General features: G+C 60.6%; 21 protein-coding genes. 10 read left to right on the top strand and 11 right to left on the bottom strand.

Annotated elements, in window-relative coordinates:
* The first annotated feature begins 30 nt into the window (after positions 1-30).
* Positions 31-774 (top strand): SDR family oxidoreductase, encoded by a 744-nt coding sequence (locus tag K1W69_RS23550; RefSeq protein WP_220230903.1) that lies wholly within the window; start codon positions 31-33, stop codon positions 772-774.
* 150 nt (positions 775-924) lie between these two features.
* Here K1W69_RS23550 and K1W69_RS23555 read toward each other — a convergent pair whose 3' ends face one another.
* The 4 genes from K1W69_RS23555 to K1W69_RS23570 are packed head-to-tail and all read right to left on the bottom strand — an operon-like array spanning position 925 to position 3,671.
* A complete protein-coding gene (locus K1W69_RS23555; protein WP_220230904.1) occupies positions 925-1,962 on the bottom strand; it encodes a succinylglutamate desuccinylase/aspartoacylase family protein in 1,038 nt (345 codons plus the stop codon).
* 7 nt (positions 1,963-1,969) lie between these two features.
* On the bottom strand, positions 1,970-2,875 hold the full coding sequence (gene rimK, locus K1W69_RS23560) for a 30S ribosomal protein S6--L-glutamate ligase (protein ID WP_220230905.1): 906 nt from the start codon (positions 2,873-2,875) through the stop codon (positions 1,970-1,972).
* Positions 2,872-3,399, bottom strand: a complete 528-nt coding sequence (locus K1W69_RS23565) for an ATP-dependent zinc protease family protein (RefSeq protein ID WP_220230906.1) — start codon at positions 3,397-3,399, stop codon at positions 2,872-2,874. The genes rimK and K1W69_RS23565 overlap by 4 nt, the downstream gene beginning before the upstream one ends.
* Positions 3,396-3,671, bottom strand: coding sequence for a hypothetical protein (locus tag K1W69_RS23570; protein ID WP_220230907.1), 276 nt, complete (start codon positions 3,669-3,671; stop codon positions 3,396-3,398). Before K1W69_RS23570 ends, K1W69_RS23565 begins: the two co-directional genes overlap by 4 nt.
* Before the next feature lie 238 nt (positions 3,672-3,909).
* On the opposite strand from K1W69_RS23570, the gene K1W69_RS23575 reads away from it, so the two are divergent.
* Both K1W69_RS23575 and K1W69_RS23580 read left to right on the top strand, forming a co-directional pair.
* Positions 3,910-4,452, top strand: coding sequence for an SLOG cluster 4 domain-containing protein (locus K1W69_RS23575; RefSeq protein WP_220230908.1), 543 nt, complete (start codon positions 3,910-3,912; stop codon positions 4,450-4,452).
* A gap of 94 nt (positions 4,453-4,546) precedes the next feature.
* Entirely contained in the window at positions 4,547-5,299 is a 753-nt protein-coding gene (locus K1W69_RS23580) for an ankyrin repeat domain-containing protein (protein ID WP_220230909.1), read from the top strand.
* A gap of 3 nt (positions 5,300-5,302) precedes the next feature.
* Here K1W69_RS23580 and K1W69_RS23585 read toward each other — a convergent pair whose 3' ends face one another.
* On the bottom strand, positions 5,303-5,902 hold the full coding sequence (locus tag K1W69_RS23585) for a TetR/AcrR family transcriptional regulator (protein ID WP_220230910.1): 600 nt from the start codon (positions 5,900-5,902) through the stop codon (positions 5,303-5,305).
* A gap of 159 nt (positions 5,903-6,061) precedes the next feature.
* On the opposite strand from K1W69_RS23585, the gene K1W69_RS23590 reads away from it, so the two are divergent.
* The 5 genes from K1W69_RS23590 to K1W69_RS23610 all read left to right on the top strand — a co-directional run bounded on the left by K1W69_RS23590 (position 6,062) and on the right by K1W69_RS23610 (position 11,777).
* A complete protein-coding gene (locus K1W69_RS23590) occupies positions 6,062-6,556 on the top strand; it encodes a (2Fe-2S)-binding protein (RefSeq protein ID WP_220230911.1) in 495 nt (164 codons plus the stop codon).
* A complete protein-coding gene (locus K1W69_RS23595) occupies positions 6,553-7,611 on the top strand; it encodes an FAD binding domain-containing protein (protein WP_220230912.1) in 1,059 nt (352 codons plus the stop codon). Before K1W69_RS23590 ends, K1W69_RS23595 begins: the two co-directional genes overlap by 4 nt.
* Positions 7,604-9,865, top strand: a complete 2,262-nt coding sequence (locus K1W69_RS23600) for a xanthine dehydrogenase family protein molybdopterin-binding subunit (protein WP_220230913.1) — start codon at positions 7,604-7,606, stop codon at positions 9,863-9,865. The genes K1W69_RS23595 and K1W69_RS23600 overlap by 8 nt, the downstream gene beginning before the upstream one ends.
* Before the next feature lie 155 nt (positions 9,866-10,020).
* Positions 10,021-10,980: an MBL fold metallo-hydrolase gene (locus K1W69_RS23605; protein ID WP_220230914.1), complete on the top strand. Its 960-nt coding sequence runs from the start codon at positions 10,021-10,023 to the stop codon at positions 10,978-10,980.
* 230 nt (positions 10,981-11,210) lie between these two features.
* Positions 11,211-11,777 (top strand): DUF6101 family protein, encoded by a 567-nt coding sequence (locus tag K1W69_RS23610; protein ID WP_220230915.1) that lies wholly within the window; start codon positions 11,211-11,213, stop codon positions 11,775-11,777.
* Here the strand turns inward: K1W69_RS23610 and ubiA are convergent.
* Complete coding sequence (ubiA, locus tag K1W69_RS23615; protein ID WP_220230916.1) at positions 11,774-12,727, bottom strand: 4-hydroxybenzoate octaprenyltransferase; 954 nt, start codon at positions 12,725-12,727, stop codon at positions 11,774-11,776. The two genes, K1W69_RS23610 and ubiA, sit on opposite strands and share 4 nt — an antisense overlap.
* A 146-nt stretch (positions 12,728-12,873) precedes the next feature.
* Between ubiA and purD the strand changes: the two genes are divergently transcribed.
* Together purD and K1W69_RS23625 are read left to right on the top strand one after the other, a co-directional pair.
* The gene (purD, locus tag K1W69_RS23620; protein ID WP_220230917.1) at positions 12,874-14,148 is read left to right on the top strand and encodes a phosphoribosylamine--glycine ligase; all 1,275 of its coding nucleotides are present in this window, start codon (positions 12,874-12,876) and stop codon (positions 14,146-14,148) included.
* A gap of 79 nt (positions 14,149-14,227) precedes the next feature.
* A complete protein-coding gene (locus tag K1W69_RS23625) occupies positions 14,228-14,752 on the top strand; it encodes a hypothetical protein (protein ID WP_220230918.1) in 525 nt (174 codons plus the stop codon).
* Here the strand turns inward: K1W69_RS23625 and K1W69_RS23630 are convergent.
* From K1W69_RS23630 to K1W69_RS23650, 5 genes are all read right to left on the bottom strand, one after another.
* Entirely contained in the window at positions 14,727-15,731 is a 1,005-nt protein-coding gene (locus K1W69_RS23630) for a ribonuclease T2 family protein (protein ID WP_220230919.1), read from the bottom strand. The two genes, K1W69_RS23625 and K1W69_RS23630, sit on opposite strands and share 26 nt — an antisense overlap.
* 5 nt (positions 15,732-15,736) lie before the next feature.
* Positions 15,737-17,875 carry a glycine--tRNA ligase subunit beta gene (glyS, locus tag K1W69_RS23635; protein ID WP_220230920.1) on the bottom strand — a complete coding sequence of 713 codons (2,139 nt, stop codon included), beginning with the start codon at positions 17,873-17,875 and terminating at the stop codon, positions 15,737-15,739.
* 19 nt (positions 17,876-17,894) lie between these two features.
* Positions 17,895-18,845 carry a glycine--tRNA ligase subunit alpha gene (locus tag K1W69_RS23640; RefSeq protein ID WP_220230921.1) on the bottom strand — a complete coding sequence of 317 codons (951 nt, stop codon included), beginning with the start codon at positions 18,843-18,845 and terminating at the stop codon, positions 17,895-17,897.
* 96 nt (positions 18,846-18,941) lie between these two features.
* Complete coding sequence (locus K1W69_RS23645) at positions 18,942-19,139, bottom strand: hypothetical protein (protein WP_220230922.1); 198 nt, start codon at positions 19,137-19,139, stop codon at positions 18,942-18,944.
* A 49-nt stretch (positions 19,140-19,188) separates the two neighbouring features.
* On the bottom strand, positions 19,189-20,049 hold the full coding sequence (locus K1W69_RS23650; RefSeq protein WP_220230923.1) for a S49 family peptidase: 861 nt from the start codon (positions 20,047-20,049) through the stop codon (positions 19,189-19,191).
* Positions 20,050-20,111 lie beyond the last annotated feature (62 nt).

Here is a 20,111-nt window from a genome sequence, read left to right on the forward strand (position 1 = left end):
ACCGTCAAACTCGAGCCAAGGGAGATCGACATGAAAACCGTCCTGATTACCGGCTGCTCATCGGGTTATGGGGTCGAAACGGCGCGCCATTTCCATGACAGGGGCTGGAGCGTGATCGCCACCATGCGCAGCCCTCGCAATGACGTTCTTCCAATATCAGATCGTATCCGCATCCTGCCTCTCGATGTTGCGGAGCCGGACAGCATATCAGCAGCAGTCGAAAAGGCAGGACAAATAGACGTGCTGGTCAACAATGCCGGCATCGGGATGGCAGGCGCTTTCGAGGCGACTTCGATGGCTATGGTGCGTCGAGTATTTGAAACCAACACCTTCGGCGCGATGGCCATGGTGCAGGCGGTCATTCCGCAGATGCGCGCCCGCCGATCGGGCGTGATCGTGAATGTGACCTCCAGCGCAACGCTCGCTCCCATGCCGCTGACGGCGGTCTATACGGCTAGCAAGCAGGCCATAGAAGGCTTCACCGGGTCACTTGCTCTCGAGCTTGGCGCATTCAATATACGTGCAAGGCTAGTGGAGCCGGGATATGGACCCACTACGCGGTTTGCGGAGAACACAGGCATAAAGGTGTCGGACCTAATCCCTGAAGCCTATGCGGCCTTCGCCGGGCCGGTCTTCGAGGCTTACGCCAGCCCCTCGCAAATGACCAGTGAACAAGATGTGGCCGAGGTCGTGCTACTGGCGGCAAACGACTCCGCAAGCAGGCTGCGCTATCCTGCCGGCCCCGACGCCGTTGCTCTGGCGTCGGCGAGTTGAGCCTTCCGGCGGCGGTTTGCCGAAACAATGCAACCCCCGGACGTTAGCTTCAGGTGTTGTGTGTAAAAGTCGAAAGGGCGTCGACGATAATGCACATTGCGGGTTGCGTATAAGGGTCCGGAATCTGGCGCGTCCGGGCCCTTTCTCAAGTCAGATTATCTCGTCTTCGTCGAACATCGGATCGCCTTCGAGTTCGGCGGTGAATTTCTCGAATCTCGATTCGGCGTCCGGCGAAACCGTTTCTGCGATGTGGAACAGCGCATCGCCTTCGTTCACGACCGGCAGATTGGTTCGGCCGATAATCAACCCCTGTTCCTCGCTGGTGATTTCGCTTTCAGCCACTCCGAACGGATCGGAAATTACGCCCAGGAGATCGCCTTTCTTCACGAATTCTCCAGTCGCCTTGAAACTGCGCATCAGGCCGCCTGCCGGAGCGCGTAGCCACTCGGTCGACGAAGCGTGTAAGGGGTTGTGCCGCGCCCGCGAAACGCCCTTTCTCGGGATCATGTCCAGCGCGTTCATAACGCGCAGGATGCCGGCCAATCCGGCCCTGGCTGATAACTCGTCAAAGCGCAACGCTTCGCCAGCTTCGAAAAGGAGGATATCAACGCCATGCTTCTGCGCCACTTTTCTGAGTGATCCGTCGCGCAGTTTGGAGACAATGACGACCGGCGCGCCGAATGCATCAGCGTATTTCAGTGTCTTGCCAGACGCCGGGGAGACACGAATCTGCGGCATATTCGTACGGTGTATCGAAGCCGAATGAAGATCGATCCCCAGATCAGATCGAAGAACGATCTCGGTCATGAAAATGTGGGCAAGACGCGCGGCCAGAGACCCGCTCTCGCTGCCGGGAAACGACCGGTTGAGATCGCGTCGGTCCGGCAGATAACGCGAATGGTTGAGAAAACCGAACGTATTGACGACAGGCACGACAAGAAGCGTGCCTTTGAGTTGAGCCAGTTGCGGCGATCGCAAAAGGCGCCTGGCGATCTCGACGCCGATGACCTCGTCGCCATGAACGGCGGCGCTGACGAAGAGGGTCGGCCCCGGTCGCCGTCCGTGCACCACGTGCACGGACATGCTCACAGGCGTATTGTCCGAAAGGACGCTTATCCTCAGGTCAATCGTGCGCTGCGAGCCCGGCGCAATTTTCTGGCCGCCGATCTCGAACGATTTTACCGTCACGCCGGGATTAGCCTTTTCCCCTGGTTTTGGTCTTGCCAGGTTTTGCGCTTTTCTCAAGGCTTTCTATGATCTTGCCAGCAACATCGATTCCTGTAGCCTTTTCAACACCTTCTAGACCAGGAGATGAATTGACTTCCATAACGACCGGTCCATGGTTGGCGCGCAACATATCGACGCCGCACACATTGAGCCCCATCGTCTTGGCGGCCCGTATGGCCGTGGACCGTTCTATCGGCGAGATTTTGATAGCCTGCGCGCTGCCGCCGCGATGCAGGTTCGACCGGAATTCGCCTTCCGCTCCCTTACGCTGCATGGTGGCGATGACACGCCCACCCACTACCAGCGCCCTGATATCGGTTCCTCCAGCTTCTTTGATGAACTCCTGAACGAGGATGTTGACGCCCGCGCCACGGAACGCCTCTATAACCGACTTGGCGGACCGGTCTGTATCTGCGAGAACGACGCCAATTCCCTGGGTGCCTTCAAGCAGTTTGACGACAAGCGGCGCGCTGCCGGCGAGTTTCAGCACCTCTTCGGTCTGCTTGGGATCGTGGGCGAATGTCGTAACCGGCAAACCCAATCCTTCACGCGCAAGCAATTGCATCGAACGCAGCTTGTCCCGCGACCGCCCGATTGCGACCGACTCGTTCAGCGGAAACACGCCCTGCATTTCAAACTGGCGCAGCACCGCCAGCCCGTAAAAGGTCACGGACGCGCCGATACGCGGTATGACCGCATCGAACCGGGGCAGTTTCTCACCATTGTAATAAACTTCCGGCCTTCGCGCGGCGATGTTCATGTAGCATCGCAGCGTGTTGATGATCGTCAGTTCGTGCCCACGTTCCTCGGCTGCTTCCTTGAGGCGGATGTGTGAATAGAGGTTTGGGTTCCTCGCCATCATTGCAATTTTCATAGGGTGCGTCCTTTCAATTGCCCGATCTCAATCGGGAAGGCTCCATGTTCGCCGTATTCTGACTTTGGCTGCACAGGATCGAGGAGAAACGAACGTCCCGGATCCACCAGAATGCCGCGCTTCCTGATCGCAGTGCGGCCGATAATAATGTCGTATTCCATCCGTTCGCGATTTGTCAGGGACACTTCGATGCGCCAGCGATGACGCCCCATCACGAGCGACGTGTAAACAACCAGGCGACGCTCACTCACGCCGCTGGAGTTCTTGATTTCCCTTTCGCCGACCAGCGGCGCAAAGACTATGTTAGTCGACCGGCGATTGCCAACCGGGATTGTGAATTCGACACACTGGACGTCGTCCCGCATGACAATGCGCTGGTTTACAGCATGAAGCGCAGAGGTGCGAGCGCCCGTGTCGATTTTCGCGGCCAGTCTCTGCAGTCCAAGCTCCGGCAATGACACATTTTCGCGCCATCCGATAATCTCCGGCGATTTCCTGACCGGTTTGTTCATTGCGGCCTTCATTTCAGAAGTTCCTCATTGGCGCGACGGTAATTGACAAATGAATTCATGCCCATAACCACGAAGAAACTGTCCATGTCGATCAGGACGAAGCCTTTCTCGAGCATGCTGCGGGTGAGCATCTTCACATCGTCCTCGTACAGGCGATTGCGTCCCGCCGCCTCCCGTACGAGTCTGACCGAAATCCGATACCGTCCCTTGTCCTTGCCGCCGAACTTTCTTTCGTAAAGCTCCGCAAGACGGTCGGCTACCAGTGTTGTCCATTCTGGCTGCATCGTGGCTTTTCCTTAATAGGATAAAATTTGTTTGTCTATAGCATAATATTTTTTGCTTTTACCTGCCATATCACAACTTGGTGTCTTGTGTCAGAAACGGTGACTGCGTTCGGTCGTGGATGTTTCCTTCCACCGCCATTCAGCGAAAAAGGGGTTGCGCCAAGCTCGGACAGTTCGTGGACAAGTCCTGATTTCACGATCAAGTGTAAGAAAACTTTGCGCCAAACATCGGAGCGCCATGATCGAGACGGAATACTTTTTAGAGAATGACACGAATTACAGCCGGTATGGTCGGCTGGACGCATGGATGTGGCGCTGGACGCCCGCAACGGCGCCCAACACCGCCAATGCGGTGACTGCGCGGGAGGCGCTGAGCGTCATCGGCAATACCGGAGCAGCCAGAAAAATACCTGTCGGCGTGATTGGACCACGGGATGCGACGGCTAAACAGCTTGCTGGCGCCGAGGCGATTGGGACTGCACCGGGCGCTCTCGGCCTTAGCGTTATCTACGGAGGCCGGACCGGCGTTATGGAGGCTGTTTCAAGAGGCTGCCTGTCGGCTGGAGGTCTGACGGTAGGGCTCCTCCCGGATCACGACTGGCGCTTCGCCAACGATTTCGTCGCCTTGCCAATCGCCACCGGACTGAGCGAGGGTCGCAACATGCTGATTGCGGCGTCTCCGGTAAAAAACGTCGTGACGCTTCGCGTTCAGCTTGGCATGAAGTACTTCACGCCATCGGCCATGGTGGTGCGCCGCCATGGGTTTCAGATACCGCATTAGCCAAAGGCGTGACCCTGTCCACCGCCAAACGTTGATGGATCGTTAACGGCGTGTTACGTCTCGTGAAGTCCTGATCTTACGAGTAACTGCCTGCATGAAAATAAGAATACTCTTCCTATGCGCTGCAATTGGCCCTCTGGGCGCCTGCAGCGCCACTACCTCCACCGGCGAACTCAACTACGCTATCATGAACGAAAACCTCGTGGCTGTGCGCGCCGGCATCGAGAACGGCGCGAACGTCAATGGAACCAACAACAAGCTCGATTCACGGCCGATCCACACGGCCGCTGGCAAGGGGAATATCGCGATCGTGCGAGAACTGGTTGCTGCGGGCGCCGAAGTAGACGTTCCCGATTGCGCAGGGCGCACGCCGCTGATGTATGCGGTCAAGGCGAATTCGCTCGCGGTGTCGCGCTACCTGGTCGAGGAAGGCGCGGAGGTCAATCGCATGGCCAAGGACAGCAATCGCACCTGCAATGTCGGCAGCCCCGAAGACACGCCGCTTGTCATAGCAGCGGCGACAAACAACACCGAAACCGTCCGCTTTCTCATAAGCAAGGGCGCGAAAGCTGGAGGGCAGCGCGCATTCGCCTTCTCTCTTCTTGACGAGTCGCGCGAACCTGTCGCGAAACAGTTTCGCGCAGCCGGCTACACGGCCGACGAGCAGACTGCGCGGATGGTGGCGGATATCTCATCTGACCTGAAATCCGGCGGAGCGTCGCAGCAGACTGCGGACCAGACCCGGACTGCTCAGTCGAAACAGCCCGACGACGGCTCCTACGGCTTGGCCGACGCGGCTCTCGATGCGGCAGCCACAGGCGCGGTGCTTGCGCTGATCGGCTTTTGAATCCTATCCAGACTTCCTAACGTCCCGATCCGTCGCAAGACCGTCGACGAACACATCGAGCAGCCGGACAACTGTGTCCTGCCACCCGGGCTTTTCCGGGATGTAGCAAATGCCCAGGAAGGCCCGCATCAATTCATCGGCCGTGATGTCGTCGCGCAGTCTTCCTGCGGCGACGCCGCGATCCAGCAGGCCGGAAATAGCAGACATCAGCCGTTTGGACGTATCAGCGAAGAACTCCGTCGAACCGTCCATCACAGGTGAGAGCGCCGCGAGCATGCCGCGCTTGGTCGCCACCATCCTGACGCTCGCATGCATCCAGCGCTTCAGCGCATCCGCGGGATCCGGCTCCGTGGCAAGTCTGTCGGCCAGTTCGACCATCTCATCCACCTCGCGACGATAGACGGCCTGGAAAATCGCCTCCCGGGTCGGAAAATGACGGTAGAGCGTGCCGATTCCGACGCCGGCCTTTCGAGCTACCGCTTCGAGGCTTGCGCCCGGACCGCCGGCCGAAAAGACCTCTCTGGCCGCTTCAAGCAACCGCTCGCGATTGCGGATTGAATCGGCGCGCGGACGCCTTGAGGTTTTCTGCGTTTCAACGTCCATTTGACAAAATCGGAGAGACCCCTCTTGATAAACGGAGGGTGCCTCCGTATATTTCCTTTCGATGGACTTCCACCCGCAAACCCATATTGCACGGAATGAACCGGGAACGAAAGAGCCCGCGTAGTCTGCTGCAAGGTTGCACCCAGCATCGGAGAAATCATGCCCCTTTCCATCAGCCTCACTATAAACGGAAATCGACATGACACGCTGCTCGACGACGCGCGGGCGACATTGCTCGACGTGCTTCGCGAGCGCATCGGCCTGACCGGAACGAAAAAGGGCTGTGACCGCGGACAGTGCGGCGCCTGCACCGTCCTCGTCGACGGCCGCAGGATCAACGCATGTCTGACGCTCGCCGCGAGCGTTGACGGCGCCACGATTACAACGATCGAAGGTCTCGCCCGTGACGGCGAGCTTCACCCCGTGCAGGCCGCCTTTATTGAAAATGACGGATTCCAGTGCGGCTATTGCACGCCGGGCCAGATCATGAGCGCGGTCGGCCTGATCGCCGAGGGCGACGCTGGCGACGATCCTGAACGCATCCGTGAGGGCATGAGCGGCAATATCTGCCGCTGCGCCGCCTATCCCGGAATAACGCAGGCCGTGCTCGACGCACAGAGGCGTCTTGCGGACGACGAAAGGGTAAGCGCATGAAAAGCTTCGACTACATCCGCCCCGCCACCCTTGAAGAGGCTATCGCCGCCGGATCACAGCCCGGAGCATCCTATCTCGCCGGCGGCACCAATCTGCTCGACCTGATGAAAGTGGACGTAGCGCGTCCCGACAGGATCGTCGACATCACACGGTTGCCGGGCCTCGACCGAACAGAGATGCATGATGATGGAACTATCCGCATCGGAGCACTGGTGCGCAATGCGGATCTTGCCCGAGACAAGGCCTTTGCGGCTGCGTGTCCCGCCGTCGCCGAGGCTCTGCTTTCCGGCGCTTCGCCGCAGCTTAGAAACGCGGCGACCGTGGGCGGCAACCTGATGCAGCAGACACGCTGCGCCTATTTTTACGACCCGCACAGCGCCTGCAATCGGCGACAGCAAGGGACCGGATGTGACGCTCTCGGCGGCGATACGCGCAATCACGCGGTGCTTGGCTGGAGCGATAGTTGCATCGCCACCCATCCGTCCGATTTCTGCGTCCCACTCACAGCGCTTGACGCGGTGGTCGAGATCGAGGGTCCTGAGGGCCCGCGTGATGCGCCCCTTTCCCGTTTCTATTCACTTCCCGACGAAGCGGCGCCTGGCGGCGTCGACCTCGCGCATGGCGAATTGATCACCGCGCTGCGTCTACCGTCGGACGCGGCCTCCTTTGCTGGCCATGCCCGCTATCTGAAGTTGAGGGAACGGACGTCATACGCCTTCGCCATCGTTTCGGCCGCGGCAATGCTGCGTATGGAAGGAGGCGTAATCGCTGAAGCCAGGATTGCGCTTGGCGGCGTCGCCGCCCGCCCATGGCGATCGGTGATCGCCGAGGAAAGACTGCGCGACGCCGCGCCGAGCGCCGATCTGTTCGTCGAAGCCGCCGAAGCCGTTCTGCAGGGCGCTGAACCTTCCGGCGAAAATGCTTTCAAGATCGAGCTCTCAAAACGCCTTGTCATCCGCGCTCTGCAGCGCGCAGCAGAGGGTACGCCCGAGCGCATGCCCGCCCTGCCCGCCTCCGTCTTCGCTTCCGACACCGGAGTTTCCGATCATGCCTGATACCCATACGCCTACCGCCCCGACCGCCAGTCGCGTCCGTCTCGGATCGAACGCCGGCCAGCCAATGACCCGTCGCGACGGCGTCGCAAAGGTGACGGGCTCAGCCACCTACGCTGCGGATAACCGACCCAGTGACTTGCTTCACGCTGTTTTCGCTTCCGCGGGGATCGCCCGCGGTCGCGTGAGCCATATGGATGTGGATGCGGCAAAATCACACCCCGGAGTGGTCAAAGTCCTCACGCCGCAAAACTGCCCGTCGCTGGAGATCGATCCGGACGCCAAACCGCACGCCTTTTCATGGCGTATCGAAGTCCTGCAGAACGATTCGGTGCGTTACGCCGGTCAGCCAATCGCGCTTGTCGTCGCAGAAACGCTGGAAGCGGCCACCGAGGGCGCAAGGCTGCTTTCGCCGACCTACGAAGAGCAGCCGGTCCGGATCGGTTTCGACGGCGATGCGCCCTACGATCCGCCGGCTATCGGGATCGGCTCTGCGCCGTCATTTACAAAGGGCGACATTGATGCTGGACACGCATCGGCCGAATACAGCACAGAGACCAGCATCGAGACCCCTATCCAGTATCACAACGCGATGGAGACCCACGCCATCGTCGCGGAGTGGAATGGCGACCGGCTGACCCTGGACACACCAAACCAGGCAATCGTCATGGCGCGCGGCATGTTTGCCGGATATTTCGGCCTGCCGCCGGAAAACGTGACGTTGCGCAGTCCGTATCTCGGCGGTGGTTTCGGCTCCAAGGCCGTTCCCATCGGTCCACAACTTCTCGCGATTCTGGCGGCGCGCATGCTGAAGCGTCCAGTCAAGCTGGCGCTTCGTCGCGACCAGATGTTCGGGCCGGTGCTGCATCGCGGCGCGACCCGCCAGACGCTGAAACTTGGAACGGACGCAGATGGACGCCTCACTGCCCTTGAACACCATTCGACAGGCGTTACGAGCAGCTTTGACGAATTCATCGAACCCGCCGCCAACGCCTCACACAATCTCTATGCCAGCCCGGCGATAGTGACCCGCCACAAGGCCGTGCGCGCCGATATCGGTACGCCCGGTCCAATGCGAGCTCCGGGCGAAGCATCGGGATCTGCTGCGCTCGAAATCGCGATGGATATCGCAGCCGAGGCCGCCGGGCTTGACCCGTTGGAATTCCGCTTACGGAACTACGCCGAGACCGATCCAGCCAGCGGCAAGCCGTTTTCGTCGAAGGCCTTGCGAGAGTGCTACGCGGCGGCGGCCAAACAGTTCAGCTGGGCGTCGCGACCGCGAGCCCCGGGCCAGATGCGCGACGATGTGGGGCGCCTCGTCGGTTGGGGCATGGGCTCCTGCCTGTTTCCCAATCCCATGTTCCCGGCGCAGGCGCGCGCTGTTCTGCGTCGCGACGGAACCGCGTTGGTCGAGACAGCAGGCGCGGACATGGGCCAGGGCGCCTGGACTGCGCTTGCCCAGATCGCCGCCGACGGCGTAGGGCTGCCCGCCGACAGGATCGAGTTCCGCTCAGGCACTTCGGATCTGCCCGATGGCGGGATTGCCGGCGGATCCGGGCATACCGCCTCGGCTGGCGGCGCGCTGTATGCGGCCGGAAGCGATGTAATTGCGAAGCTGGCCGGTCTCGCAACGAACGACCCCGCCTCCCCGCTCTTCGGCGCAGGCAATGTCGGCGTGGCGGCCCGCAACGGCCGTCTTTTCCGCGCAGACGACGAAACCCGAAGCGAGCGCTACGAGGATATTCTTGCCCGCGCAGGTCTTGACGAGATCGAAGGCGCCGGCTCCGGCGGCCGCGACCCGGCGAATGCTGAGGCGCGAGCCATGTTCTCGCACGGCGCGGTTTTCGCCGAAGTGACCATCGATCCCGACCTTTACCAGATCCGCGTTAGCCGTCTTGTCGGCGCGTTTGCGGCAGGACGCATCATCAACCCTAAACTGGCGAAGAGCCAGTTAACCGGCGGAATGATCTGGGGCGTCGGGTTTGCGCTTCATGAGGAAGGTCTGCACGACACGCGCACGGGCCGTCCGATGAATGCAGACCTCGCCGGCTACCATGTGCCGGTCAATGCCGACGTTCCATCGGTCGAGGCGCTCATCATCGATGAGGAAGATCCATACGTGAATCCATTGGGGATTAAGGGCGTGGGCGAGATCGGCATTACAGGCACAGTCGGCGCGATCGCAAATGCGGTCTGGCACGCCACCGGCGCGAGGATAAAATCTTTCCCGATCCATATCGACGCCCTGTTGCGGTGACATCGCGACTTGTCCAGGCCTGGATAGCGCCAAGCCTTTCCGTCGCAAGGCTGATCTCGGCATTGTGAACGCAAATGAACGGGCGCCAATGGACCCGTCGGACCATGACGCTAGTTTGAAGCCTGATGCGTCAACATTCATCAGGAGGTGTAATTATGCGCAACGCTACCAGACGGGAAGTGCTCTATCTTTCGGGCGGCGCGGCAGCGCTCGGACTGTCCGGCTCGCTGTCTTTTATTCCAAGCGCCATTGCAGATGAGATCCGCGAGAAGGGCTATCACAGCTACGCCATCGGCGACATCGACGTAACCGCCATCTATGACGGGATCTGGGAGAAGAGCCACGATGACGGCTTCATCCGCAACGCCACGGTCGACGACGCCAGAGCGGCGCTGGAAAAAGGCGGCCATTCAGCGGATTTCATTCCGATCGAATTCACCCAGACGGTGATCCGCTCCGGCGACGACGTCATTCTGATTGACGCCGGCACCGGAGGGCAACTCAGCCCGAAGGCCGGCGCGATGACGGACAATATGAAGGCCGCCGGCATCGATCCAGCCAGCGTGAACAAGATTCTTGTTTCGCATTTCCATCCCGACCACGTCTTCGGACTCATGGATAAAGGAACCAACGCGCAGACCTTCCCTGACGTGGAAATCATCGTTCCCGAAACCGAATACGCTTTCTGGAGCGACCCTGCGACGCTGGAAAAAATGCCCGATTCCGCCAAACCGCTCGTCCAGCGCCTCCAGGCGACTTTGGCCAAGTGGGACAATGTCACCCGAGTGGACGGCGAGAAGGAAGTTGCGCCGGGAATCAGCATGCTGCCGGCCTACGGTCATACGCCAGGGCACACGGCCTATCTTGTCGGCTCAGGCTCTGACGAACTCATCGTCATGGGCGATATTTCCAATATACCGGCGCTTTTTGTCGCCAATCCGGGCTGGCACGCCGTCTTCGACATGGACCCCGAACTTGCGGAAAAAAACCGCCGGGCGATGTTCGAACGGGCCGTCGCTGACGGAGCCACCGTCGCAGGATATCATTTCGGCCTGCCAAACGCCGGCAAGATCGAAAAGGACGGGGACGGATACGCATTCGTACCGCTGTCGTAATATCAGGCGGCGCCGCGGCAACAAAATCGCGGCGCCGTTACCGCCCGCCGACCAATTTTCCTCAAACCTTCACAACCGCGGTTCCGTTTTGATAACCATCTCAAAACTCAGTCTTTTCTTAACCCTAAACGTTAAGGCGAGCGGTAACCGTTTGCGTTAGTGTAGCCGTCACAAGAGGACAGAAGTCCCGCGCCGGGCGACCGGCTCTCAGAAGTGACAGAGGCTACAACATGAAGAACACGCTGCGCAAACCCGCCTGGGCGGGTGATCTGCTTCGGCTGGATCCGTCAAATCTACCGCAACAGGTGAGCTATGCATCACGTCACGACGCCGCGGACGTCACCTTTACGCTCAGTAATCGTGGCGCGGTGCTTCGCAAGGTGCTGCCGCAGAGCGGACTGCCGCTTTCAATTGCGCTGCCTGCGCGCGCCTTTGAAGGCGTCGCCGCCCGCGCGATCGATCACGGCGACGGACAGATTACCGTTACGCTGGAGCTGCACCACAAGGACGCCGACCTCTGTGTGCCGCTTCTTGTCGCGCATGATCTCTGCGACATCGCAGCCGACTGGCGCTCCTGGACGAGCCTGTACAATCTGCCGATGCTGATGATCGAGGCGGACGGAAGCGCGTCAAGGCTCGACCAGCCTCTGACGCCGGTCAGCAAGGAGACGGTAGCGCCACGCCGGAGTAAGACAGTTCTCAAGTCGCGCAAGCCCGGCATCCGCATGCGCCGCGGACGCAAGCCAACGGGCGTCCGTCTGGTGATCGGCGGGGTCGAGATGATCGCACGGAATTAGAGCCAGTTCTCGACTGCGCCTGCGACAAGCCCCAGAAAAATGATCCACCCGACGATGTGATTGGCCTTGAAAAGGGCCAAACACTGGTCGGGATCTCCAATGTGGAGCACAACGATCTGGCGCGCCAGCAGTAGTGCGGCCAGGATGAGCCCGACATAAGCGGGCCATCCCGCACCCGCCGCATAGGCCGAAAGCGCCATCAGCGCCACCGAAGCGGTGTAAATCCCTGCAAGCCAGGGTTTTGTCCGCTCTGCAAAAAAGCGGGCGGTCGATCGTACGCCAACCAGCGCGTCATCTTCCTTGTCCTGATGGGCGTAGATCGTATCGTAGCCAATCGTCCACAGAATGGCTCCCGCGTAGAGAAGCAGCGGCGCGGCGGAGAGACCGCCGAACATCGCAGCCCAGCCCATCAACGCGCCCCAGGAAAACGCCAGGCCCAGGAACAATTGCGGCCAGTCGGTGAAACGCTTGGCGAAAGGATAGATAGCCACAATAGCGAGCGAGCAGATCCCGAGTACGATTGCAAAGCCGTTGAACTGAAGCAGTACGCCGAGCCCGACGAGTGACTGCAGCGCCATGAAAATCTTGGCCTGCATGCGGCTGACCCGGCCCGACGGCAGCGGACGCGACCGGGTGCGCGCCACGCGAGCATCGATTTCGTGGTCGACCAGATCGTTATAGGTGCATCCGGCGCCGCGCATCGCAATCGCACCGATTGCAAACAGCGCCAGATAATAGATGATGCGCCACCGCTCCACGGGCTGCCCCGGCGCATTGGCGGCAAGCATGACCGACCACCAGCACGGCCATAACAGCAATTGCCAACCGATGGGCCTGTCCCAGCGGGCAAGCTGGGCGTAAGGGCGCAAGCCCGCCGGAAGGGCGGAATAGACCCAGCTTCCCGATGTGGCGTCCGCCACGCGCCCCGTATGCTCGTCCGAATGCGTCATCGCTTCTCGTTGCAGCCTCGCAGCCGCTTCGTCAAGAGGGCGTGGATAAGCCCGCCCGCATCGCCGCCATCCGGCCACTCGCACTTGACCGGTTGCGAGCCGCTGCTTAGGTGAACACAAACTCTGCGCTGGCACGGGGAAGACGCATGAACGTATTGCTGATCGGATCGGGCGGACGGGAACATGCGCTCGCCTGGAAACTGGCCGCGTCCCCGATCCTTCAGACACTCTATTGCGCGCCGGGCAATCCCGGCATCACCCGCAACGCCCTATGCGTCGAACTCGACATCGACGATCACGCGGCGGTCGTCGACTTCTGCAGAGACAACGAGATCAGCCTTGTGGTTGTTGGCCCTGAAGCGCCGCTGGTCGCAGGCATCGCCGACGATCTGACAAAAGCCGGCATTCCGGTGTTTGGACCAACGGCCGCCGCTGCGCGTCTGGAAGGGTCGAAAGGCTTCACCAAGGATCTCTGCGACCGATACAAAATTCCGACCGGCGCTTATATGCGGTTCAACAATGCGCCTAAAGCCAAGGCCTATATTCGAGCCGCAGGCGCGCCGATCGTCGTCAAGGCGGACGGGCTCGCCGCCGGCAAGGGCGTAACGGTCGCCCGTACGGTCGAGGAAGCCTGCGCCGCAGTCGAGGATTGCTTCGAGGGCGCGTTCGGCGAGGCGGGCGCAGAGGTTCTGGTTGAAGAATTTCTGGAAGGCGAAGAAGCAAGCTTCTTCTGTCTCTGCGATGGCGAAAACGCTCTGCCGCTGACCACGGCGCAAGACCATAAAGCGGTGGGCGAAGGCGACACGGGCCCCAACACCGGCGGGATGGGCGCCTATTCTCCGGCGCCTGTGATGACCGACGCGATGATCAAGCGCACCATGGACGAGATCATTCGCCCGACGCTGAAAGGCATGGCCGAGATGGGCGCGCCGTTCACCGGCGTTCTCTACGCCGGCCTTATGATCACGTCCGAAGGACCGCGCCTGATCGAGTACAATGTCCGTTTCGGCGACCCGGAATGCCAGGCGTTGATGATGCGACTGAAGGACGATCTGCTGCTACTCCTGAAGGCCGCGACCGACGGAATGCTCTGGACGACCAGCGCCCGCTGGCGCGATGACGCCGCGCTCTGCGTCGTCATGGCGTCAAAGGGTTATCCCGGCTCCTACGCCAAGGGATCCGTGATCCGCAATCTGGACAAGGCCGGCGCGGCTCAGGACGTCGAGATCTTCCACGCAGGCACGGCGATGCGGGACGGCGAGATCGTCGCCAATGGCGGCAGGGTGCTCGGCGTAACGGCGCTCGGTCGCACCGTCGGCCAGGCGCAGCGCAAGGCCTATGAAGCCGTGGATGCGATCGAATGGGAAGACGGCTTCTGCCGCAGGGACATTGGCTGGCGGGCGATCGGTCGAAACGGCTAGACGCATCCGGCTGTTAACCATGCTTGCACACGGGATGAAAACTCTTCCGTGTCATCATGTCCGAAAACCGGAGTGTGACATGAGACGTCTTGCGCCTATCCTGATCCCAATGCTGCTCGCGCCGGCCGCGGCGATGGCCCAGAAATCAATAATCGAAATCAAGTCGCCCGAAATTCAGGCAGGCGCAATCCTGGAATTTCACTGCAAGAGCTGTACGTCCGACGAAGAGGACAAGGACGGCAGCCAACCGGCCGTGCAAGTGACTGAAACCAGCGTCGATGGCGACCGGAAGGCAGTCCAGGTCGACAATATGATGGGCGGAAGCCCCGTGCGCACTTTCCGCGACCTCGATGACAACGAGCCACCGGTTGTCGTCCAGAACACGCAGGAAAATGAGGGATCTGCAGTGACATTCAGCGGCGGCGGAGATTTCGGCGTCGAGGAAGTCGGCCCCTCTTCAGGCGAGGCCGTGGATGAAGGCTCCCGAACCTCTTCCGTCAACATGGAAAATGCCGAGCACGATAATGTGGACGGACCATCCAACTCCGGCCCCGAGATTCTCGATCTGCGCCCCGGAACTACTGTAGTCCCGCAGGATCAATAACGCCTTCCCTGCAGCCGATCGCCACCGGATCTGCAGCCAGCAGTAAATTTTGTACAGGCACGCTGTCGTCCAGCACGCCGCGAAGACTGATCAGGACCTCATTCAGCAGAATGCGGCCATTGTGGTCCGTGCACCGAAACCGCACCCGCGCGCCCGCCCCTTTTCCGAAAGCTTCGTCGAACAGGTCCCTGATATCGGCGGTCGACACACGCCGGCCGATATTGTCCGCCAGAAACCCGCTGATCGGCGTGTCGTTGATCGCCGCATGCAGCCGAAGCGTGTCTTTGTAGTATCCGTTGGCGTCTACATCGCCCGGATGACAGGTGCCGTGTTTATACCATTCGTGCCGATCGAGATAACTCGCCGTGCCAGGCATCGTGAAATCAAGGGCTTTTCGCGTTTCGCCATCGAGGTCGAGTTCGGGCAGCAGCCACCAGCGCCCGGCCCTGTCATGCTCGACAAGTCTTCGCGAGACGCCGCAATATTCCTCATGGATCGGTTGCGGCCACAGGCCGTGGATCGACAATTGCGTTTCCGTCTCGGGCAGCAGGCCGCGATTTAGCTTTTTGCATTCCGACTTTGCCGGCCGAACCTGACAGAAGGAGGGTTGCCAGTTCAGCGCAAGCACAAAGTCGCCGCCTGCTTCGCCATGCTCTGACGGCGCGTCGCGAGACGCGGCCTTTTGCGGTTTTCCTTTGTCGACAAAGGTTCCGCAATCGGCGCGTACCCAGCGATCCGTGGCGCCTGGCGCATCTGGCAGCACGATCTGGAAGTAATCGCCGCCGGGGGCGTTGACGCCCTTCACCTCGTATGCCCGGCCGGGTTCCGTCACGACGTTTCCGGGATTGGTGCGCTTGTTTTTGGATTGCCAGGCTTCACAGGCTTTGTTCGCGACGAAATCGCCATCGCGGGTTTCGAACGCCTGCGCCGGGAAACACGCGAAAATCAGGCAGACTGATGCGACCGTCAACCTGCGCATCGCTGTCACCCGCTGATGCGGGAAAAATCCGCGACCGTTTGCGTCGATGTTCGGATTCGATTCAGCAAGGCAAGGCGGTTCGCTCGCACAGCCTCGTCTTCCGCATTGACAAGCACGTCGTCGAAGAAGCGGTCAACCGGCCCACGCAACGCGCCAAGAGCAGTCATCGCCGCCGTGAAATCCTCGCGTGCGACGGCGTCTGCGGCGTTGTTCTCGGCAAGAACGATTGCATCAAGCAGGACTTTCTCCGCCTCTTCGCTCAACAACGCTGCGTCGACCGTGTCCGAGATTCGCGTTTTCTTTTTCTCTTCGGCCGCCAGGATATTGGCCGCTCGCCTGGCGCCCGTCAGCAGATTTGCGCCGTCTTCGGTGTCGAGCAGAGCGCCCAGCGCCTCGACCCGCTTGACGATCATCAGGAGATCGTCGGCCTCGGGCGAGATAACGGCGTCTATCAGATCGTGGCGCGCGCCCTTGTCGCGCAGATAGACCTTCAGCCGGTCATGGAAGAAGGCAAGCAGGTCCGCGTCGACCCCGGCCTTTTTCAGCGGCAGGCGCAGGTCGTTCTCGAGCGTCAGCCGGACAACGCCGAGGGCCGCGCGACGCAGTGCATAGGGGTCCTTTGATCCTGTCGGCTTTTCGTCGATCGACCAGAAGGATACGAGCATGTCGAGCTTGTCGGCCAACGCCACGACGATGGAAACAGGCGCTGTCGGCGCATCGTCGGACGGACCCTGTGGCTTGTAATGCTCTTCGATCGCGGCTGCGACAGCATCATCTTCGCTTTGCAGGAGGGCATATTTGCGCCCCATCAGACCCTGCAACTCGGGAAACTCACCGACCACTTCGGTTGTGAGATCCGCCTTGGCGAGCAGCGCCGCCCTGTCGACCTCACCGGCGATGGCGTCGAAATCCATCTGTGCGGAGCCCAGCAGCGACAGCAATTCACCCGCCGTCCGCCGTATCCGCTCAACGCGCGCTCCCTGCGTTCCGAGCTTTGCGTGGAATGTCACCTTCAGCGCGTCTAGCTTCGCCATGCGCTGGTCCAGCGGCTTTGCAAGATCGAGATCAAGCCTTTGCGCAGAACTGCGCAGGGTCTCGAGGTCGGGAAGATTGGCCTGATCGGTTTTCCAGAAATGCAAGGCATCGGACAATCGCGCCCGCACCACCTTGCCGTTGCCATGGGCGATGACCGCGCCGCCGTCGCTCGCCTCGATGTTCGCTGTGAGGATGAACCGGTTCGCAAGGGCATCTGCCTCGCCCTGCGGCCGCAACACGAAGCACTTCTGATTTTCCTTGATGGTCAGGCGGATCACTTCAGCGGGAATTGCAAGGTAGGCCTCCTCGAATTCGCCCATCAGCACCACTGGCCATTCGACAAGACCGGACACCTCGTCAAGCAATCCCTCGTCCTCGACCAGTTCCAGCCCTTGCGCGAAAGCAAGATTGCGAGCGTCTGTGCGGATGATCTCCTTGCGCCGTTCCGCGTCGAGCACAACCTTTGCTTTTTCCAGCTTCTCTACGTAGTCGCCAAAGCGGCGAACGCTGATCGCCTCCGGCGCGTGGAACCGGTGTCCGTAGGTGACATTGCCCGCGATGATGCCGTCGACCTCGAAAGCAATTACTTCCGGCTCTTCCGTCTCTGGACCGAAGGTGCACAGGATAGACTGCAGCGGCCTGACCCAGCGCAGCGCTCCGGGTTTCGCCGACGCCTCTCCCCAGCGCATGGATTTCGGCCATGGAAAATTGCGGATGATGCCCGGCATCGCCTCCGCGATGACCTCTTCGGCCGCCCTGCCCGGTTTTTCGATGACGGCGACATAGAAATCCCCCTTCTTGGGGTCGGAGCGGACCGTCGCTTCTTCGACGGATGCAAGCCCGGCGCCTCTCAGAAAGCCGGCGATCGCCTTTTCGGGAGCGTCGGTGCGCGGTCCCTTGCGTTCTTCGCGCACATCGGATGAGCGGGCTGTCAGGCCGCGCAGGTCAAGCGTCAGCCGGCGCGGCGTCCAGTATTCGCGCGCACCCTCATAGGTCAGGCCGGCGTCAACCAGGGCATCCGTCACCAATTGTCTCAGATCGCCCGCGGCTTTCTTCTGCATGCGGGCGGGGATTTCTTCGGAACGCAGTTCCAGCAACAGGTCAGGCATTGAAGGACTTCCGGTAAACTCAGAGGCGGCTGTCGAATCCGCCTGCATCGGTCAGAAGGTAGGCCTCGCCGCACATTTTCGAGAGGTTGCGAACACGCAGAATGTAGCTCTGCCGTTCGGTCACCGAGATCACGCCGCGGGCGTCGAGAAGGTTGAAGACATGCGAGGCCTTGATGCACTGGTCATAGGCCGGCAGCACGCATTTATGCACGGAATTTTCATCGTCCGCCGCGCCCACCGCCAGAAGCGCCCGGCATTCGGCCTCGGCGTCGTCGAAATGCCTCAGCAGAACCGACGTATCGGCGAATTCGAAATTGTGCCGCGAATATTCCTGCTCGGCCTGCAGGAACACGTCGCCGTAGGTGACCTTGCCGTTCTCCCGGCCGTTGAAGTTCAGATCGTAGACATTGTCCACGCCCTGAACATACATCGCAAGCCGCTCCAGCCCGTAGGTCAGTTCTCCGGCGACGGGCGAACACTCAATGCCGCAGACCTGCTGAAAATAGGTGAACTGCGAAACCTCCATGCCATCGCACCAGCATTCCCAGCCGAGACCCCAGGCGCCGAGCGTCGGGCTTTCCCAGTCGTCTTCGACGAAGCGTATGTCATGCAGCAGAGGATCGATTCCGATGGCCTTCAGCGAACCGAGATAAAGGTCCTGCAGATCCGGCGGGGACGGCTTCAGCAGCACCTGATACTGGTAATAGTGCTGAAGGCGATTGGGATTTTCCCCGTAACGCCCGTCAGTCGGCCGGCGCGAGGGCTGAACATAGGCGGCGTTCCAGGGTCGTGGTCCGAGCGACCGCAGTGTGGTCGCAGGATGAAAAGTCCCGGCGCCGACTTCCATGTCGTAGGGTTGAAGGACCACGCAACCGTAATCCGCCCAGTAATTGTGAAGCGCAAGTATCAGTCCCTGAAAGGAACGGGTCGGCTGCATATGCGGCGGCAGTTCGCCAGCGTGCACGGTCATGGATACGGTCCGGATTGATCTGGTCTCGTCTGGAATGCGCCGGACAGGTGCCACTTAAGCTGCGCCCGGTCAAGGCCTTAGCGCCGCAACGGCCCGTCACATATCGCCGGATTTCTCTTCCAACCGGTATTCGCCGGTTTTGGGGTCCTTCACGAGCGTTCCCTGCGCGCCGGTCTTCGCTTCCTTCTCGGCCCGCCGGACGGAAGCCGAAACGCGCTTGGCCTCGGCCAGAAATTTCTTGTAGCCCCACCAGGCGACGATGCCGACTGCGGCAAGCAGCATCAGTTGCGCCATGTCGCCGCCTCCGTCGTTTGCATTGCGGCTGTGGGCCGCCGACAGGGTCCTACAAACCGTAGCGGTTCCACAAGCTCTTCTCCTCCAGTGAACCGATCAGCCCGTCTGTGGCGTTGGCGCCGAGGGCGCCGGCCCAGCTTTCGACCGAAGCTCCAGTGGCGCGCCGTCCAAAGAGACCGCGCGACGCCGAAATCAGCCGCAGTTCGGTCTTTTCGCCGAACTTCGCCTTCAGAACCGACCGCATGTCGCCCAGTTCATCGACAAGACCAAGTTCCTTGCCCCGCATGCCGGACCAGAACAGTCCTGTAAACAGATCATCATCGTCAGCGAGTTTGTCGCCGCGACGATCCTTGACCATGTCGATGAAGACCTTGTGAACCTCGAGCTGCAGTGATTTCAGATGCTCGACATCAGCCGGTTTTTCCGGCTGGAACGGATCAAGCGTCGCCTTGTTCTTGCCCGCGGTATAGACCCTGCGTTCAACGCCGATCTTGTTGAGCATTTCGGGAAAACCAAAGCTTGCCGAAACGACGCCGATAGAGCCCACGATGGATGACGGGTCAGCGTAGATTTCGTCGCCTGCAATCGCGATCATGTAACCGCCCGAGGCCGCGACGTCCTCGACGAACATCAGCACCTTCTTCTCCTTTTCCGCGGCAAGGTCGCGAATACGACGGAAAATCAGGCGCGACTGGACGGGCGAACCGCCGGGCGAGTTGATCGAAATTGCGACAGCCGGCGCCTTCTTGTCGCCAAACGCCTTGTCAAGCAATGGCGCAACACCCGCAAGGTTGAGATTCGGCCTGAACTGGTTGCCCCCGGGCATGATCGCTCCCTGCAGCCGAATGACCGGTATCACGGTTCCTTCGTTTCGAAATCGCTTCGGGACCAGTTGCTTGAATCGCGCCATCGTCAAAGTTTTCTCCGGAATCAATTGCCATCCAGATGTATGTACTATTGTCGCGAACGCAA

This window comes from Flavimaribacter sediminis (assembly GCF_019492055.1).
Lineage (GTDB): Bacteria > Pseudomonadota > Alphaproteobacteria > Rhizobiales > Rhizobiaceae > Flavimaribacter > Flavimaribacter sediminis.

Excerpts from the sequence above, each read along its gene's own strand:
- K1W69_RS23550 (WP_220230903.1), top strand. The coding sequence starts at position 31 with ATGAAAACCGTCCTGATTACCGGCTGCTCATCGGGTTATGGGGTCGAA.
- rimK (WP_220230905.1), bottom strand. The coding sequence starts at position 2,875 with ATGAAAATTGCAATGATGGCGAGGAACCCAAACCTCTATTCACACATC.
- K1W69_RS23565 (WP_220230906.1), bottom strand. The coding sequence starts at position 3,399 with ATGAAGGCCGCAATGAACAAACCGGTCAGGAAATCGCCGGAGATTATC.
- K1W69_RS23570 (WP_220230907.1), bottom strand. The coding sequence starts at position 3,671 with ATGCAGCCAGAATGGACAACACTGGTAGCCGACCGTCTTGCGGAGCTT.
- K1W69_RS23575 (WP_220230908.1), top strand. The coding sequence starts at position 3,910 with ATGATCGAGACGGAATACTTTTTAGAGAATGACACGAATTACAGCCGG.
- K1W69_RS23580 (WP_220230909.1), top strand. The coding sequence starts at position 4,547 with ATGAAAATAAGAATACTCTTCCTATGCGCTGCAATTGGCCCTCTGGGC.
- K1W69_RS23585 (WP_220230910.1), bottom strand. The coding sequence starts at position 5,902 with ATGGACGTTGAAACGCAGAAAACCTCAAGGCGTCCGCGCGCCGATTCA.
- K1W69_RS23590 (WP_220230911.1), top strand. The coding sequence starts at position 6,062 with ATGCCCCTTTCCATCAGCCTCACTATAAACGGAAATCGACATGACACG.
- K1W69_RS23595 (WP_220230912.1), top strand. The coding sequence starts at position 6,553 with ATGAAAAGCTTCGACTACATCCGCCCCGCCACCCTTGAAGAGGCTATC.
- K1W69_RS23600 (WP_220230913.1), top strand. The coding sequence starts at position 7,604 with ATGCCTGATACCCATACGCCTACCGCCCCGACCGCCAGTCGCGTCCGT.
- K1W69_RS23605 (WP_220230914.1), top strand. The coding sequence starts at position 10,021 with ATGCGCAACGCTACCAGACGGGAAGTGCTCTATCTTTCGGGCGGCGCG.
- K1W69_RS23610 (WP_220230915.1), top strand. The coding sequence starts at position 11,211 with ATGAAGAACACGCTGCGCAAACCCGCCTGGGCGGGTGATCTGCTTCGG.
- ubiA (WP_220230916.1), bottom strand. The coding sequence starts at position 12,727 with ATGACGCATTCGGACGAGCATACGGGGCGCGTGGCGGACGCCACATCG.
- purD (WP_220230917.1), top strand. The coding sequence starts at position 12,874 with ATGAACGTATTGCTGATCGGATCGGGCGGACGGGAACATGCGCTCGCC.
- K1W69_RS23625 (WP_220230918.1), top strand. The coding sequence starts at position 14,228 with ATGAGACGTCTTGCGCCTATCCTGATCCCAATGCTGCTCGCGCCGGCC.
- K1W69_RS23630 (WP_220230919.1), bottom strand. The coding sequence starts at position 15,731 with ATGCGCAGGTTGACGGTCGCATCAGTCTGCCTGATTTTCGCGTGTTTC.
- glyS (WP_220230920.1), bottom strand. The coding sequence starts at position 17,875 with ATGCCTGACCTGTTGCTGGAACTGCGTTCCGAAGAAATCCCCGCCCGC.
- K1W69_RS23640 (WP_220230921.1), bottom strand. The coding sequence starts at position 18,845 with ATGACCGTGCACGCTGGCGAACTGCCGCCGCATATGCAGCCGACCCGT.
- K1W69_RS23645 (WP_220230922.1), bottom strand. The coding sequence starts at position 19,139 with ATGGCGCAACTGATGCTGCTTGCCGCAGTCGGCATCGTCGCCTGGTGG.
- K1W69_RS23650 (WP_220230923.1), bottom strand. The coding sequence starts at position 20,049 with ATGGCGCGATTCAAGCAACTGGTCCCGAAGCGATTTCGAAACGAAGGA.